General features: G+C 38.3%; 13 protein-coding genes. 4 read left to right on the top strand and 9 right to left on the bottom strand.

From position 1 onward, the window contains the following. Positions 1-378 precede the first annotated feature (378 nt). Positions 379-642: a hypothetical protein gene (locus KKC46_12340; GenBank protein ID MBU1054594.1), complete on the bottom strand. Its 264-nt coding sequence runs from the start codon at positions 640-642 to the stop codon at positions 379-381. A 321-nt stretch (positions 643-963) separates the two neighbouring features. Further along, positions 964-1,968, bottom strand: a complete 1,005-nt coding sequence (locus KKC46_12335; protein MBU1054593.1) for a hypothetical protein — start codon at positions 1,966-1,968, stop codon at positions 964-966. 82 nt (positions 1,969-2,050) lie between these two features. Between KKC46_12335 and KKC46_12330 the strand changes: the two genes are divergently transcribed. Beyond that, complete coding sequence (locus tag KKC46_12330) at positions 2,051-2,440, top strand: hypothetical protein (GenBank protein ID MBU1054592.1); 390 nt, start codon at positions 2,051-2,053, stop codon at positions 2,438-2,440. Between the two features lie 304 nt (positions 2,441-2,744). Here the strand turns inward: KKC46_12330 and KKC46_12325 are convergent, their stop codons facing one another. From KKC46_12325 to KKC46_12305, 5 genes are all read right to left on the bottom strand, one after another. Beyond that, a complete protein-coding gene (locus KKC46_12325; protein MBU1054591.1) occupies positions 2,745-3,794 on the bottom strand; it encodes a hypothetical protein in 1,050 nt (349 codons plus the stop codon). Between the two features lie 325 nt (positions 3,795-4,119). Continuing rightward, positions 4,120-5,331, bottom strand: coding sequence for an AAA family ATPase (locus tag KKC46_12320; GenBank protein MBU1054590.1), 1,212 nt, complete (start codon positions 5,329-5,331; stop codon positions 4,120-4,122). Positions 5,332-5,659: 328 nt separating this feature from the next. Continuing rightward, a complete protein-coding gene (locus KKC46_12315) occupies positions 5,660-6,271 on the bottom strand; it encodes a transposase (protein ID MBU1054589.1) in 612 nt (203 codons plus the stop codon). 153 nt (positions 6,272-6,424) lie between these two features. Continuing rightward, positions 6,425-7,654: a transcriptional regulator gene (locus KKC46_12310; GenBank protein MBU1054588.1), complete on the bottom strand. Its 1,230-nt coding sequence runs from the start codon at positions 7,652-7,654 to the stop codon at positions 6,425-6,427. Then, a complete protein-coding gene (locus KKC46_12305) occupies positions 7,655-7,954 on the bottom strand; it encodes a type II toxin-antitoxin system HigB family toxin (GenBank protein MBU1054587.1) in 300 nt (99 codons plus the stop codon). It lies immediately after the preceding gene. 388 nt (positions 7,955-8,342) lie between these two features. Here KKC46_12305 and KKC46_12300 point away from each other — a divergent pair, with 388 nt between their 5' ends. Beyond that, positions 8,343-8,612: a DUF433 domain-containing protein gene (locus KKC46_12300; GenBank protein ID MBU1054586.1), complete on the top strand. Its 270-nt coding sequence runs from the start codon at positions 8,343-8,345 to the stop codon at positions 8,610-8,612. A gap of 40 nt (positions 8,613-8,652) precedes the next feature. On the opposite strand, the gene KKC46_12295 is transcribed toward KKC46_12300, so the two are convergent. Further along, positions 8,653-9,573, bottom strand: coding sequence for a hypothetical protein (locus KKC46_12295; protein MBU1054585.1), 921 nt, complete (start codon positions 9,571-9,573; stop codon positions 8,653-8,655). Positions 9,574-9,887: 314 nt separating this feature from the next. Then, positions 9,888-10,682: a glycerophosphodiester phosphodiesterase gene (locus KKC46_12290; protein ID MBU1054584.1), complete on the bottom strand. Its 795-nt coding sequence runs from the start codon at positions 10,680-10,682 to the stop codon at positions 9,888-9,890. A gap of 543 nt (positions 10,683-11,225) precedes the next feature. On the opposite strand from KKC46_12290, the gene KKC46_12285 reads away from it, so the two are divergent. Continuing rightward, on the top strand, positions 11,226-12,455 hold the full coding sequence (locus KKC46_12285; GenBank protein MBU1054583.1) for an exonuclease SbcCD subunit D C-terminal domain-containing protein: 1,230 nt from the start codon (positions 11,226-11,228) through the stop codon (positions 12,453-12,455). A 10-nt stretch (positions 12,456-12,465) separates the two neighbouring features. Then, on the top strand, positions 12,466-16,137 hold the full coding sequence (locus tag KKC46_12280; GenBank protein ID MBU1054582.1) for an AAA family ATPase: 3,672 nt from the start codon (positions 12,466-12,468) through the stop codon (positions 16,135-16,137). Positions 16,138-16,282 lie beyond the last annotated feature (145 nt).

Genomic DNA, 16,282 nt, shown 5'->3' with positions numbered 1-16,282 from the left:
TCCCTCGCCCTAAATAAAGTGCGTTTCTTTGAAAACGCACTCCTACCCATTATTCAAAAAAAGATATTTCCTTATATATAGATACCGGGCTTGTCCAACCACAGGATAAGATTGTGGCTACGCACAATCTATCCTTATTCGGTAGATTTTTTTAAGTAATTCTCATTTCTTTACCTCAAAAAAAAGAGCAACTCCGGAGAGTTGCTCTAGCTAAGACTTGTACAGGATTTATTGTTGTGTTTTTGGTGGTAATGCTTTCTGAGTATTTTTACTTATAACTACGTCTATTTCTTTCATTGTCTCTTCTATTACTTTTTTTGTACCATCAGCCACCATCTGCATTTTCTGTTCAGATGTTTTATCTTTATTCGCAGAATCTCATTCAATCTCAATCGCTTTTACCCCAATTGCTTCAATCTTATTTTGGAAATCTTTTAATAATTTCGGCCTATCTTTTTCTTCTTTAGCTTCATAAATTTTCGCAAATTTCTTAAATTCATCCATTCTCTGATAACCATCATTCCCCGTAGTTATAACTTTCAAACCTTTTGCATAAGGAGAATCTGCACTTAATCTACCAATTTCTTTTTGCAAACTTTCTTTTTCTGCCGGCGAATCTCCAATAGCAGCAAATAATTTCACAGAAGAATCTAATCCTTTATTTTTGTCATCTGCACTCGCAGATGTTTCTAATTGATTATTAATTGTTACAACTTGATTTGAAATTTGTTGTGAAGTATTTTGTGCATCAGTCGCTCCGCCTGAACCCGTAATTTGATCGTACTTCGTAATTCCAGCACCTAGAGCTTCGGTTTTTGCTAAGCCGTTATCTAAAGCAATTTTAAATTTTTTAAACTCTCATTCATTCGCCGCTGTTTCAATTGCTCCAGAGTAGTCTCATAACTTTTGTTTTATATCTTTTTGATTTGCGAGAGCTTGCATTTGAAGTTTCGTCAATGGATTTCACTTATTATTACTTATCATTTGTTTAGATGATTTTTGGGCTTCTGGTAAATTTGTAGAGGTATTAACAGCATGAATATCTTTTGACATTTGACTATTTCCTAATCCTGTCAATTCTCCCAATCTTGCCTTTTGCTCATATGTACTTGAATCTAATGATTCTTGTGCTAAAGTTTTCAAACTTGATAATCCAGCCAAACTGAATTTTTCTGTTGTATCCGGTGTATCCGGATTATTATCATGATCCACCTTCACAGGGAAAACCGGCGCGTATCTCAAAGACTTGAGTGCGAACTTCGCCGTGCTTTCTGCTCCGCCCTTAATCGTACTCACCACACCCTTCGCGATACTGTCGTTCATCGCCGCAAAAACTCCCATCCAAAGAATAATAATCGCCGCCATCTTCCACATAAAATTATATCCGCCGAACATATTATCAAAAAGCGTAGTATTCACACTGTCTCCTGACGCGCCAGTTACAGTCATTTCCTTTCCGGCCTTAAGCATAATATGCCCAATCACAATCGGAAAAGCCACCATCATCGGCATAAAGAATTCTTTGAAGATTTTTACATCACCTATTTTATCGGTAATTTTAAATTTATCACCCATGACAAACTCCAAAACCAGAATCGGTGAAAACGCGATTACAATCCAGATTACCACAAGGCGCGCCATCAGGACGATAAAAAGGCAGATAAAGACAATAAAATAAGCTATCGCCAAAATCACGGAAACAAATGAATCAATTGTAAGATTTTCCAGGGTTGTGATGTTATCTTGATTTTTAGCCATTGTCACAATATCGTTCCCCGCCAATCCTAATAAATAGGTTACTGTATTATTTTTATATTCAGGAACCTTCCCTTCCATTTGATTCATATTCTCAATCGCTTTTCGGACAACCTCAATTTTTACCTCTCTTTTAAATGTAATTTCTGTTGTACTGCCTGCTTTCCAATCCGCCAAACCCTGAGTAACCAAAAACTTGTTCACATCTGGCACACATAAGCTCTTTTCACTTACCGATACCATTCAGTCTTTATTAGTTACAATACATTGGGGCACTATTTTTTTGGTGTCTTCAGTGTCTACAGATGTAAAACTATTTGGAATCGCCAAAACCATCGCCGTACCGACATTGGAAACATCCAGCAAAACCTTGCACGCCGCCCACGAAAAATTCACCGCCACCAAGGCAATCACTATCTTGGGTAAAATCGCCTTAAGCTCCCATCCCGAAGCCGATCACGCTTCTTTGACCACATTGACAAAAGCCACAAAAAGCAAGACCAAAACAAAAACAACATTTACAATATCCCGCATCAATACCCAGATATTATTCAGCATTTCTTCCATGCTTCAACCATCAAAAATAAACTCATTTTGCATAAGTTTCCCCACATACCCCAAAACCGCCAAAGACGGCATCATCAAATACTTCGTCGCCGTAGACATCGCCGCCCCCGTCTTCTGAAGCGTTGTCTTCTGATCCGTCGACAACTTGGCGCTTGATGAGGGAGATGTGGTTATTGCCTCTTTTTTATTTTCTATTTTAGCAGTATTAGAATCTGCCAAAGGAATAACATCTTCTGCTCTAACTACAGATACAAATGAATTTACATGATTGAATATATCAATTTTATTATTTAAGAAAAAACAGATTCAAATAAAAACAAACAAACAATATAAAGTTCTTTTAAGTCTGGAATAATTTTTAAACACTTTTTTCATTTTTTAAAACATAAAATGTCATTCCCGTGAAAACGGGAATCTATTAATTAGGTTGTTAAATTATATAAATCCTTAATTTTTTTATTTATTTGATTTTCCATATATTTGAGCTGATGTTCATCAGCTTTTAATAAATAATTTTGTAATTTGGCTGTCATAATAAATTCCATCGTCTTATTAAAATCCACATAAGCAGGATCATTTTTTATCTTATTCACATCAACCCCCTTCAACAACTTATCCAAAATCCCTTTCATCTGATTATGAAGAGCCAAAAAATCTGCCTCCGTCTTCGGATTCTTCTCAAACTTTATAACCGGAATTTTCCGCTTCATAGCCTCCTTCGCCTCCTTTTGCTTTTGCTTCTTCGCAGACCCACCGTCCGACTCCAACCATTGCTTTCCCTCCCAATCAGGAAAAGTTTGATTTAAAACCCTTGGATCCCTTCTTTGATTTCTCAACAAAAAAACCAATTTATAAACCAGCTCTTTCTGCCAATCTCCCTTAAAAGTTACTCCATCATAAAGAACCTTCCCGCCGTAATTAGTAAAAAGTATTCCCTTCCCATCGCTAAAGAACTTTAAAAATCCTCCTGTTATTTGTAATTCATCCAGCGCTTCTTGCACTTCCTCCCGTGAAAATTCTCCAAAATCAGTAATCGTCAAGTCCTTACCATCACGCACATAGCCTTTCAAAGACAACCCCTGTTTCAGTTTCTCCACTTTCGCACGAGGCTTGTTCACATTCTTAGGATTTTCACCAGCAAAAGCAGACACCGGCAACATCAGCAACACAGCCGCCATTGCTATTCGAAGCAGTTTTTGGACATTTCCCACTCCTTCCGTAAATTTCACCTTATCTAAAGCTTGATCTACCATACCGCTCATATCCACTTCACTCACTTCCTTGCTAAGTTCCCCTTGAATTCCTGACTTATCCAACAATTTAGCTAAATCATCTACTTCTCTTTTTTCTACTAGCCCATCCTCTACAGTTTTTTTCAAAGCCTCCAGCAAAGCATGATCTTGCTTCAAAACAGCTTGAACTTCCTGATTCGCTAAAACATCTCCCGTAATTCCGCGTACCTTTGCATTCATTTACGCCTCCTTCAACCGCAATCGGTATTGTCAAAAAGTGTTTTGCATACCTAATCCCATATACTACCCAGTATAATTTCGACCAAAGAGAGAATACTTTACAAACACCATGCTAAAGCCTGTTATTTTTCCTCCCCCATATTTTAAAGCATAACATATTGTATATCGGAACATTCTTTTAATATATTTATAGAACTTTTAACATTTTTCATAGACTTCTCGCTATCCTCGAAATACTAAATGTATTCCTGTGGTTGATATTTTTCTCCCGCCTTGAGCTTGACCAAACTGAAACGTTTTGAAAGTGGCTCCTTTGATTTGTGATTTAATAAAGAAACCCGAACAAATATAAAGGTATTGTATTGCCGCTCGGATACAGGATATCATCTTTTACTATAAACGAGTTTTCAAGGTTGTTTTTAATCTGTTTTTTTGATTTGTTCTTGCCGCCAATCTCAAAGAAATAGTCTTGCACCTGAAAATCACCAATTTTGCTGTAAAATAATTTCTTCCCTGAATTTTGCATCATCTTAATGAAAAAAATTTCTCTCACAGTACCTTTATTATACGCAAAACCGATTTCATCAATTATTGCTTTGTAAATATTGGAATTATCCAGGTAGATTTTTTCAGTTTGTTTTATCAGGCCACTGCCTGATCTGTTTTCTTTAACAAGGCAAACGAGACCGGTTTCATTTAAGATTCCCAGATAGTTCTCAACTGTTTTGTTATCAAGCCCAATATGCTTTGAAATACTGTTTCGATTCAACTGACCCGGTGAAATAGTAGCCAGATATGAAAGGATTTTCCTGAAATTGTTTAAATTTTCCGTTTTGAGTTTGTAAAAATTGGATATGTCTTCATATATCGTTTTATCAATCACGTTTAATAATTTTTGATGATAATTATTTTCATCCTCAAACAAAAATGGGTAGTATCCATATTCGAGATATTCCTGAAAATGCCCTTTTATTCTTTCAATAAAGGCTATTTGTTCTATGAAAGCATCCGGATTTTCAATCAGTTCATCAAAGCTTATGCCCGGAATGGTTCGGCCCAACCGAAATTCAAGATACTCCCGAAATGACATACCTCCAATTGTAAAAACCGCCCCTCTTCTCGACAAATCATAAGCGCCATGGATTAAATTCATACTGGAACTGCCGGAAAAAACAATTTTAACATCCGGATATGAATCATAAATATTTTTTAATTCCTGATTCCAGGCAGGATATTTATGAACCTCATCTAAGAAAAAAATGCGAATGCCATCAATTTCGTACAGATCATCAACAAAATCGAGCAGATTCGACTGTGTAAAATATATATTATCTAAAGAAAGGTAGATACATTGATTCTTGTTTTCAATATGTTCATTAATATATTGAAGCATCAGGGTCGTTTTGCCGGTCCCGCGCGGGCCGACCAGCCCTGTAAGTCTGCTTTCAATATTAAAGGATTTAAATAAATAACGATATGTGCTGTAGTTTGTATTTTTAAGTAACCTTCGATAAACAGCTTTGAAATTGTCTTTCATTAGATTCTGCTCCAGATATATTAATTGATTATTGGAGTGTATTCTAATTTATGTGATTTATCAAGTTGTTTTTTTCGTGCTTCCCGGTGTACTTTGCGAAGTATTATTGGGCTCAAACCTTGAATTGTGATTTAAGAAAGAAATCTTGTATCTCAAAAGTACTACCATGGTAAATATAAAAGCGTTTAAAAAAGAAATCTCCAACCGCTGTTCGTTTGTGCTTCTTAATCAACAATCAAAGGGCTGTTGCCCAAACCGCTTTTCTTTTTCAACTTCTCCCCTCTAATATCGGAACTAAAGATATTCCTGTGCTCAATTCTCCCAATCATCAAATATGCCCCTTATCTAACATAGTCAGAAAATCATCGCTGCCGAGGGGAAGCCCGGTTTTTTCGTGCCGATAGAACAAATCTGCCTCCTCCATCGGCCTGGGTTCGGCAATAAAATCCTGCCACACCTTTTTAACCCTTTCAAGCAGTGGTTTTACCAGCACTAAAGAATCATCAGTACCTGCGATATGAGCACGGGCACTGCTCCAAGGCCAATCTTCCGGCTGGTCTACGTACTCTCTTTTGACCGGATTTATCTCAATATAGCGGGTACAGGCAATCAGGTATTTTTCATCAAGCAGATGTGATGAGTATCGTCCCTGCCAGAACTGACCGCTTTTGCCGGTTCGACGGTTTATATACCTGGTGTACCGACCATGGGCCGATCGAAGGCAGCCGGAAAGGGATTTCTTTTCCCTGGGAACAGAAATTAGGTGAACATGGTCCGGCATCAGGCAGTAGGCCCAGATTTCCACGCCATGCTTACGGCAGCAGTCAACCATAATCTCTATGTAGACTGCATAATCATTTTCATTCAAAAAGGCCTGCCGCCCATGTAACCCGCGCTGGATAACATGATGGGGCAGCCCCGGCACTGTAATTCTTTTCATATGTACTTGGCGTCAGGCGTTAATACTTTTGCATTCTATCACTGGCCTAATAAATATACCCATAAGTTAAGCCTGCCCCATCCTCCTTTTGTGACACTATTTTTTCTCCCTTAACTTCTACAATCAATCTATAAAAACAATAATCTTTCTTTTTTATGGAGTTTCTGCAGTAAAACTTTCGGGAAAGTGTTTCCGAATCTGTTTGTTCCCGACATGTCTGGACAACAACTTATAATTACTCTGCTCAAAACGGATTCTTCCTACAATAACAGCAGGATGAACTTTTAATTTTTCTGCTAAAGTGCATACCTCTGTTATTGATGCCTTGGCAGAAATGGGTTTTTTATCCCAAATCCTTTTAGGAATTAGTCCATTGCGGGCCATTTCATCTGCTTCTTTTTCGATTACATCTTCTGTTCCAACATGTTGTCCTCGCAAATCCAAGTCATCTATAATAAGTCGGTCGGATGCCGATAAATGTTTTGAAACATGGGCAAGCTCATGCAAAAGGCAAAACCAGAAATTGTCAATTCTATCATAGCGAAGTGTCAGGCCGACGACAGGAGACCCATCTGGTAGCAATATAGCAGCGCCGTCGAGGTAGGTTTTTGGAAGGTGAGAAACCACAACCAGATGAATCCCATGTTTCTCAAGATATTCTCTCGCAAGCAAAGGACCGTTTTCAAAATAACTCAGTCGTGCAACTTCCTGTAATGTGGTTAAATTGATTGAACCCTTAACATATTTAGTTTTTAAAGAATTTCCTCGAGCAAGAGACTGCACACGGATGCACCAAGCGGTGAGGGCAAATAAGTCCATCTTAGAATTATACCTGCCTTTTTTTCCCTGACGAAAACAAGCTTGTGGAACAGTTTCCAATCCACCAGCTTGTTCAATAAAACCACGTAACAATTCTTCGGCTTTTGCCTGTATATCATCCACCTTCGGAATCCAGCAGCGTTTTGCCATTTCAATTACTGGAAATCTGGACCACTCCATGTTTTGAATCTTGTCTGGAAAATCAGAACCAGGCTCTTTCAGCAGTACTTCGGCAGATATACCCAAGCCTTTGCTAAGAGATCGCATCATGGCCAAGGTAAGTGAGCGTTTACTATTCAGAACTTCAGAAACCTTACTTTTTGTACCAATAAAAGGAACCATGTCTTTTTGACCCAATCCTAGCTGATCCATGCGAAATTTAATCGCGTCAATGGGATCGGGATGGCTTATAGGGAAGTTTTGTTCTTCATACATTTCCACAAGCGCTGTCAGAAGTTCCAATTCGTCCATTTCAGCAGTACCGGATTTGGCATCCATGAGCTGTTCAATGCGGGATAGTGCCGCGTTGTAGTCTTTTTTATTTTTTATCAGGCGATTAATCATTTAGATCACCTCTGCATCAATTTTGTCATACTCCTGGTGTGTACCAATAAAGCGTATAAATACCGTTTTCGAATAATAGTTGATTCTGACAATCAATCGGTACTTATTGCCGGCAATATTGAAAACGATCCGATTTCCCTTGAGAATGCTGGCAGATCTATACTGAGTTTTTATATCTGCCGTGTTTGCCCACTGAGCATGTTGAGCTTCATAATACCATGCTTCCAAAGGCCCTTTTGCATCCTCATGCCCTGGCTGTTGATAAAATTCAACCAGGGTTTTTCGTTTGATTATATGCATATATTTAATCGGTTCCCTGAAGTATGTCAATAATAAAGTTCCCAAAATGGGAACATAATCTTTTTTTATAGATTAGCAAGTAATGAAGTATATCAGGCAAATCCATCTTCGCTTTCCTCTGTATAACTATCATTTATCATATGCAATATTAAATATAAAGCATAATAACATACCCCCATTCTTACCCAAAGTGTGCCTTCGGCATAACCGCATTTGTATCTTTCCTAAGTCCGGAGATTTATAAATAAATACAAAAGCGTATTATTGCAAAAAATCTACCGATAGGTTATATATAATTTCAAATCAATTTAAATAATTGCTGATAGTATTGGATCTGATAATTTAAAAGATCAATTCTATTATCTCATATAAGCTGGAGATTATTATCATGAGAGAAAAACAATTGCTCGAACGAATCACTTTTAATCCAAAAATCATGGTAGGTAAACCTGTTATAAAAGGAACTCGTTTAACCGTTGATTTTATCCTTAATCTTTTGGCACATGGGACTACAGAAAATGAGATTTTGAAAGAATACAAGGGTCTTACAATGGAAGATATACATGCTTGTTTCCTTTTTGCCACTAAGTCCCTTAAGAACACTGAATTTATGCCGCTTATGGCAGAGGAAGTATTAGCGTCAAACCTTGATCTGTGAATATCTACACTAAATCAATAATCAAGGTGGCCCCTTTTCTTTATATTTTATCCAGATCTGAGGACAGTTTTCTAACTGTTCTAACAAATTCATTTTGAAATTGAAAATTTTCCGCATTGGTAAAATTGGCAAAGTCCAGAAGGCCAAGGTTTCTTATTATATTGAGCAAGTCCAGCAAAGATTGTTCTGCAATGGACTCCCAGGCCAAAATCCTTTCTGCTTTATTTTTCGAATTTTCCCTGGCCACGGACAAGGCTTTGTATAGGTTTTCAGGATCTTTCTTAAAACCATGGTGCACCATCTCGTGTAAGAGCAGAAACAAGGCATCAACTCGATTCATCTTTACTAGTGTGGGGCTGTGGAAAAAAGAATATTGTTTATCAATACTCACATCTGCCTTGCCAAGCAATACTGTCTTTTCGAACCAGTTAAGGGTATAGGCCAGATAATCCTTGCGCTGCCACTTGTGTTTTTCCCAGGCATGAGTCCGGATAATCTTGGTCAACTCCATGATGCAGACATCATGCGTGTCAAAATCAAAGTTGCCCAAAAATGCTCCGGATTGGAAAATGTCCACGCCAGGTCTATGGGCATGCTCTGAAATTTCTGCGCAGAGGATCCGATTTTCTTTTCCTGGTCTTTGGATAATAATTTTATAGGATGGTTTTTCTTTTTTAATACGCACCAGTTCTTCAATGGAATCCGGTGGGAGAATCGGGTCGGCTACACTTGGGGGTAAAAAGGCAGCTAAAAGACCGGGGCTTAAGTCCACCCTTTCCAAAGCAGCTTTGAATACGGGCAGATCGTTTTCATCCAGAGGGGCAACCGGTGTCAGGCGACCCGTTTCCAGATGGGGTAAAACCAGCTCCATAAAAGCTTCAAGGCCGGCTTGCCAATGGGCACTTCTTGGGTCTTTTTTCTCATCAATCCATTGTTTTGCTTTTGACAACATTTGATCCATTAAGTCACACTCTTGTTTAAATATTCATACGGTTAAGATTGGAACAAAAATAGTATCTTCCTCATTTTGCCTATAGTATTACCATACTCCCCCAATAATACCAAGGGATAATAAGATATGAGATAACTGTATCAAAACAAACTTGGAAATGGGGTAACGCATTCCTTTTCCTGACCCCATTCCCCTTCACTTTATTCTCTTTTTAATTCTATTGGCCCGCCCTTTTAGCATGCGAACACTCTGTATCTTATTTGCAAATTAAGTTTAATAGTTTAATACGTACTTAATACTACCCCTTGTTTCGATAAAATAAATTATTCTCCCTTGTCAGCCAAAGATACTAATTTTTCTTTCAAATAACCGGGGCAATTTGTGGTTATTGATGTTACCCCATATTTTCTATATTTTTGTGCCATTCTTATGTCATCAATTGTCCAGACATGATACTCATATCCCTGCTCAAGGATTTGCCTGACAAAAGATTCTGTTACTGATTTATGCGTCTTTAAACTATATCCATCCGCATGCGTAAACCGGAGGGTTTTTAACACATCATCAATGGTTGGGATAACTTGCTGTGATATCGGTTTTCTCTTAAATCCGGATAATATTAAAACTTTAAGTTCCGGAGCGGTTTTTTTGATTGCTGCAACCACTTCGGTATGAAAGGATATAATTAAAATCTGCTTAGGAAAAAGTTGAGAATTTCGTAAATCCTCGTATAATTTTGGTAAAAGCTCTTGCCCGCATTTGATTTCGAGAAAGATTTGTTTGTCTTCCGGAACAATTTTTAAAACATCCGAAAGCGTTGGAATATATGTCCCTTTCCACTGCTTCCCAAACCATGAGCCAACATCAAGAAGTTGAAGCTCTTCAAGCGTTGATTCGGCAATGATAAGTTTTTTGCCGGCAACCTTTTGTGTTGTTTTATCATGAATACAGACTATTTTGCCATCACGTGTCAGATGAAGATCCGTTTCTATAGCATCGGCCCCTTGTTTCCATGCCAGTTCAAATGCAGGAAGTGTGTTTTCCGGGGCATCATTGGATGCACCGCGGTGTGCAATAATAAGAGGAACCATAGAGTATTTCAACTTTTTGTCGGCCATTTTTTGTGCGTAAACAGAGGAGTTGATCCTCACTCCAATTTACTTTTTATTATATAGCATATGGGACTAATTGATAAATATTTTTTTTCTTTTTTTGATTCTTATTCGACAAATGAATAAGATCATATATACGTCGATTCCTTAAAAATTTATCAGCATGTACTGCTTATTTACCCGTTCAATAACACTGCCGATGGAAATATGTTTTCATCTTTCCATCCATTTTAAAAACAAAAAAGCCCCGTACTTCAATTATCTGAAGATTGGGGCTTTTTTATATCCGGTCATGTTCAATCCTTTTGAAAGTCTATAAATAATAAAATGAGACAACGGATTCTTGTTTCCAGAAAATACCAAAACGACACAAATTGTATAATGAACAACAATACGAAAATTTTGCTATCACTTTAATCAATTAAATGAGGAGTTCCCATTAATAAGCACGATAGTTATTCACCTTAAAAGCAGATTTCGATTTGATTGTTATGAAATGTCGGTATATATACACAGCAACCAACAATCTATCTCAAAGCAAGGGGATATATGAAAATACTTCACACATCAGACTGGCATATCGGACGGTCTCTCCATGGCCGTAAAAGGTATAACGAGTACGAAGCCTTTCTGGGTTGGCTGGCGGCACTCATTGAAGGTGAAAATATTGATGTTTTGCTTGTAGCTGGAGATGTGTTTGACAACAGTACTCCGAGTAACCGGGCGCAGGAAATATATTACCGCTTTTTAAACCGTGTGGCTGCATCTGTAAACCATCATGTTGTGGTAACAGCTGGAAATCATGATTCGCCTTCATTTTTAAATGCTCCCCGTGAACTCTTAAGATTTCTTAACATTCATGTTGTAGGTTGTGCTTCCGAATTTGCTCAGGATGAATTGATAACAATTTTAAGTGCAGATAACGAGCCGCAGCTTATTATATGTGCTGTTCCTTATCTTCGTGACCGTGATATCCGAACCGCTGAGGCCGGAGAAAGCCTGGAGGATAAAGAAAAGAAAATTATTGAAGGTATAAAATCTCATTATCGAAAACTTTATAAAGCAGCGGAAGAAAAACGCGCATTACTTGATAAACCCTTGCCCGTTATAGCTATGGGACATCTTTATACTGCCGGAGGAAAAACTATTGACGGTGACGGTGTCAGAGAACTTTATATCGGAACTCTTTTGCATGTGGGAACGGATGTGTTTCCCGAAAGCATTGACTATCTTGCCCTTGGGCATCTTCACATACCGCAAAAGGTTGGCGGTTCGGATTTTATCCGCTACTCCGGCTCTCCGCTGCCGATTGGTTTCGGGGAAGCTTTGCATGAAAAAAGCGTTACTATAGTTGAATTTTCTGACGAAAAGCCTGTTGTTAAAACCATACCTGTTCCCTGTTTTCAGGAATTAAAAAATATAAAGGGCGATTTGCAAACGATTATACAAAATATCGAAGAACTGAAATCGAAAAAAAGCTCAGCCTGGCTGGAGATAGTATATGAAGGGAATGAGATTGCAGCAAATTTGCGCGAGCTTATAGATGAAGCCGTTTGCGGCAGCAGTCTTGAAATTCTTCGCATTAAAAACAATATGATTATTGAACGTGTTTTAGAAAGGATCAATGTTAATGAAACGCTTGATGATCTTGATGTTTATGATGTATTCGGCCGCTGTCTTGATATGCATGAAATTTCCAAAGAACATAAAAATGAGCTTCTTGGCACATACCGGGAAGTAATTTCTGCTTTGAACGAAGAAGACATAATGAAGGAATAGGTTGTGCGGCATGAAGATACTTGGCATCAGATTTAAGAATCTTAATTCTCTTACCGGCGAATGGCGAATTGATTTCACACACCCGGATTTTACTTCCAATGGAATATTTGCAATCACCGGCCCGACAGGCGCAGGAAAAACTACCGTTCTTGATGCCCTTTGCCTCGGACTTTATGGCAGAACCCCCCGTCTGGATAAAGTTACAAAAAGCAGCAATGAAATTATGTCAAGACAAGCCGGAGAATGTTTTGCAGAAGTTGAATTCGAAACATTAAAAGGCCGCTATCGCTGTCACTGGAGCCAGCACCGCGCCAGAAAAAAACCAGGTGGTGAGCTTCAGCAGTCAAAACATGAAATATGTGAAGCTGATTCGGGGAAAGTACTGGAATCAAGAATAGCTTTAGTTGGAGAATTTATTGAAAAAGCCACAGGCATGGACTTTGAACGTTTTACACGTTCAATGCTTCTTGCACAAGGCGGATTTGCAATATTTCTTAAAGCTCCTCCCAATGAAAGGGCTCCCATACTCGAACAGATTACGGGTACTGAAATCTACAGCAAAATTTCTGTTAAAGTTCACGAAAGACGCGTGACTGAAAACAATAAACTGGAAATACTTCAGGCGGAACTTAAAGGCATCCATATTTTAAGTGAAGACGAAGAAAGAGATTTTAATACCGGTCTTAAAGAAAAACAGAATCAGGAAGCTCAGATATCAGCTAAAGCAAAGGAGCTGGTAACAGCAGCAAACTGGATCGAGGAAATAAACAAGCTTGAAAAAGATATAGAAGATCTTGGCGAAAAACGCAAAGATTCCGATAAGCGCAGGCAGGAGTTTGAACCGGAAGCCAAAAAGCTTGAAAAATCCCGAAAGGCAGCCGGACTGGAAGCTGATTACCGGGGTGTAACAACTTTGCGTACGCAACAGGAAACGGAATTAAAGGAACTTGACAGCGCTGTTTTGCTTTTGCCTGAAAAAGATAAAGTTCTTCATGATGCATTGTCTCAAAAAATATCCGCTGAAAACACATTAAATGAAGCGCAAAAAAAGCAGTACTCGGAAATGCAAACCTTCAAACAGGTGCGTGATCTTGATACTTTGTTAAGAGAGCAGAAAAAACAGCTCACAGGACAAGAAAAGAAAATTGAAGAAACTAAAAAGCAAATATCGGCTTATAAAATAAATATAGAAAAAAGCGAAAACCATGTGAAGAAATCGCTCGCATCTTTGGAAGCAATTAGTGATTACATGATAAAACATGGCGTCGATGCTGCATTAATGACAAACTTAAGCGCCATTGAAAGGGGCTTTGCTTCATTTCAGGATGTCGATAAAAAGCATAAAAAAGCATTGAAAGAACTTGATGCAGCAGAAAAGAAAAAAGAGAAAACCTCTGCTGATTGTAAAAAGCTTGAAGCAGAACATAATAAATTACACCTTGAATTTAAAAAGCTGCGGGATGAAGTAAAAAGCATCGGCGATGAAATATCAAATATTTTGAAAGGACGTGACATCAGCCAGCTACGGTCAGAACATGAAAACCTTAAAGACCGTGAACGCCTGCTGGTTCAAACAGAACAAACCATCGCAAGAATTGATAAAACCTTTGAAAAGAAAAAAAGCTGTGAAAAGAAAATTGATGAATTAACAAGAAATAATTTAGTACTATCAGATGAAATTAAAACCCATAATGAAAAAAAAGAAGATCTTGAAAAAGACATTGCCTCACTGGAAACACAGGAGTCTCTTCTTAATCGTATTCATAATCTTGAAGAAGAAAGAAAAAGGCTTGAAGACGGCAAACCATGCCCTCTTTGCGGCGCAACCGATCATCCTTATGCAAAGGCAAATGTTCCTGCATTAAGCGAAACTGAATCCGAACTGAAAAAGGCAAAGGCGGAATTCAAAAAAATATCCGACAAGCTTACTAAGCTTGAAAATGAGCGGGTCAAAAATACAGCAGCTTTAGAATATTCTGAAAAAGAAATTAAAGAACATAAAACATTGCTGGATACTGACGAGAAACAGTGCAAAGCAGAAATAGCTGCATTAAATATTGAAGCCACACCCGGTGAACGGGCAGTAAAAGTACACAATCAGCTTACGGCAGTTAAGTCCAAAATAACCGAAATCTCGCACGTTATTGCAATGGTTGAAGAAAAAAGAAAAAAGGAAAAATCAGCACAAACAAACTTTGAAAAAGTAAGAGAAAAACAGAACAAAGCGGAAAAAGCGTTGCAGGACTCAATCCATAACATGAAGACAGCCGCTGATGATTATAACCGTCAAATAAATGAATGCAATGCTTTAAAAGAAGAAGTTGAAAAAGCCCAAATGTCTGCGATTGAAGATATTCAAGCTTTCGGGATTAACAATATTACGATAGAAAACCTTAACCCCACATTACAAAAGCTTACTGAACGAAGAAATACCTGGCAGGCAAAAGATACTGAAAAAAATTCTTTGGAGAAAAAGATAGATGAATTAAAAGCTGAAATTGGCAAAAATAAAACCATGACAGATAAGCTTGAAGCGGATCTGGCCGATAATAATTTAGAGCGCAGTAATTTAAAAAGAGAATATGAGGCGCTGAATTTAAAACGCTGTAACCTGTTTGGTGAAAAAAGCCCTGACATTGAAGAAAAACTTCTGGCTGAAGCAATTGATACGGCCGGTAAAGCACTTGAAACAAAGCGTGAATTATATGCCCGAATTGAAAAAGAGATCAGTGCTCTTAAAGATAAAATGGATTTTCTTAAAGGAAAAACAGAAAAACGGGCAGTAGAACTTATCCAGGCGGAACAAAAAATATCTGAGCAATTTAAAACGACAGGATTTGAAGATGAAGCGGATTTCCGTTCTTGTTGCCTGAGCAAAGAAGAACGGGAATTGCTGGCTTCAAGGGAAAAAGCGCTGTATGAGGAAAAACTGGAACTTGATACGCGGTTTAAGGACAAATCCGATGCCCTTTTAAAAGAACGAGGTAAAAATCTGACAGATTTATCCAAAGATTTGCTTGCGGAAAAAATACACAGTGCCGAAGATGATCTTAAAGAATTACGGCTTGATATCGGAGGCATTATAAAAAGTCTTGCCGATAATGAGAAGCAAAAAAAAGATCAGGTTGAGCGCATAAAAAATATCGAAGCCCAAAAAACAGAATGCGCCCGCTGGGACAACCTGCATCAGCTTATAGGTTCTGCCGATGGCAAGAAATTCAGAAACTTTGCCCAGGGGCTTACATTTGAAATGATGATATCTCATGCCAACCGGCAGCTTAAAAAGATGACGGATCGCTACTTACTTATCCGCGACACATTGCAGCCATTGGAACTAAATGTTGTCGATAATTATCAGGCGGGTGAAATCCGTTCGACAAAGAATCTGTCCGGAGGCGAAAGCTTTATCGTAAGCCTTGCTCTTGCGCTTGGATTGTCTCAAATGGCAAGCAGAAATGTTCGTGTTGATTCTTTATTTCTTGATGAAGGCTTCGGAACTTTAGATGAGGATTCGCTTGAAACGGCAATAGAAACTCTTGCACAATTACAGCAGGACGGAAAGCTTATAGGCGTTATATCTCATGTGCCTGCCTTAAAAGAACGAATCGGCACTCAAATAGAAGTGATTTCTGAAGCAGGAGGACGCAGCCGCTTAAGCGGACCTGGATGTTACAAAATCTGAAACCAATGAGCCAGTTTCAAAACGCCCCATTTTGGCCGATCTCTGCGTTGGGCTCAAATTTCAATCCTCGAAATACTAAATATATTCCTGTGGTTGAAATTTTCTCCCGCCTTGAGCTTGACCAAACTGAAACGTTTTGAAAGTG

The organism is Pseudomonadota bacterium, from assembly GCA_018817425.1.
GTDB lineage: Bacteria > Desulfobacterota > Desulfobacteria > Desulfobacterales > RPRI01 > RPRI01.
This window is presented reverse-complemented; position numbering and strand designations above follow the sequence as displayed.

Coding starts and splice junctions, on each gene's coding strand:
- KKC46_12285 (MBU1054583.1), top strand. CDS start 11,226: ATGAAAATACTTCACACATCAGACTGGCATATCGGACGGTCTCTCCAT.
- KKC46_12325 (MBU1054591.1), bottom strand. CDS start 3,794: ATGAATGCAAAGGTACGCGGAATTACGGGAGATGTTTTAGCGAATCAG.
- KKC46_12310 (MBU1054588.1), bottom strand. CDS start 7,654: ATGATTAATCGCCTGATAAAAAATAAAAAAGACTACAACGCGGCACTA.
- KKC46_12305 (MBU1054587.1), bottom strand. CDS start 7,954: ATGCATATAATCAAACGAAAAACCCTGGTTGAATTTTATCAACAGCCA.
- KKC46_12295 (MBU1054585.1), bottom strand. CDS start 9,573: ATGGATCAAATGTTGTCAAAAGCAAAACAATGGATTGATGAGAAAAAA.
- KKC46_12280 (MBU1054582.1), top strand. CDS start 12,466: ATGAAGATACTTGGCATCAGATTTAAGAATCTTAATTCTCTTACCGGC.
- KKC46_12315 (MBU1054589.1), bottom strand. CDS start 6,271: ATGAAAAGAATTACAGTGCCGGGGCTGCCCCATCATGTTATCCAGCGC.
- KKC46_12300 (MBU1054586.1), top strand. CDS start 8,343: ATGAGAGAAAAACAATTGCTCGAACGAATCACTTTTAATCCAAAAATC.
- KKC46_12290 (MBU1054584.1), bottom strand. CDS start 10,682: ATGGCCGACAAAAAGTTGAAATACTCTATGGTTCCTCTTATTATTGCA.
- KKC46_12320 (MBU1054590.1), bottom strand. CDS start 5,331: ATGAAAGACAATTTCAAAGCTGTTTATCGAAGGTTACTTAAAAATACA.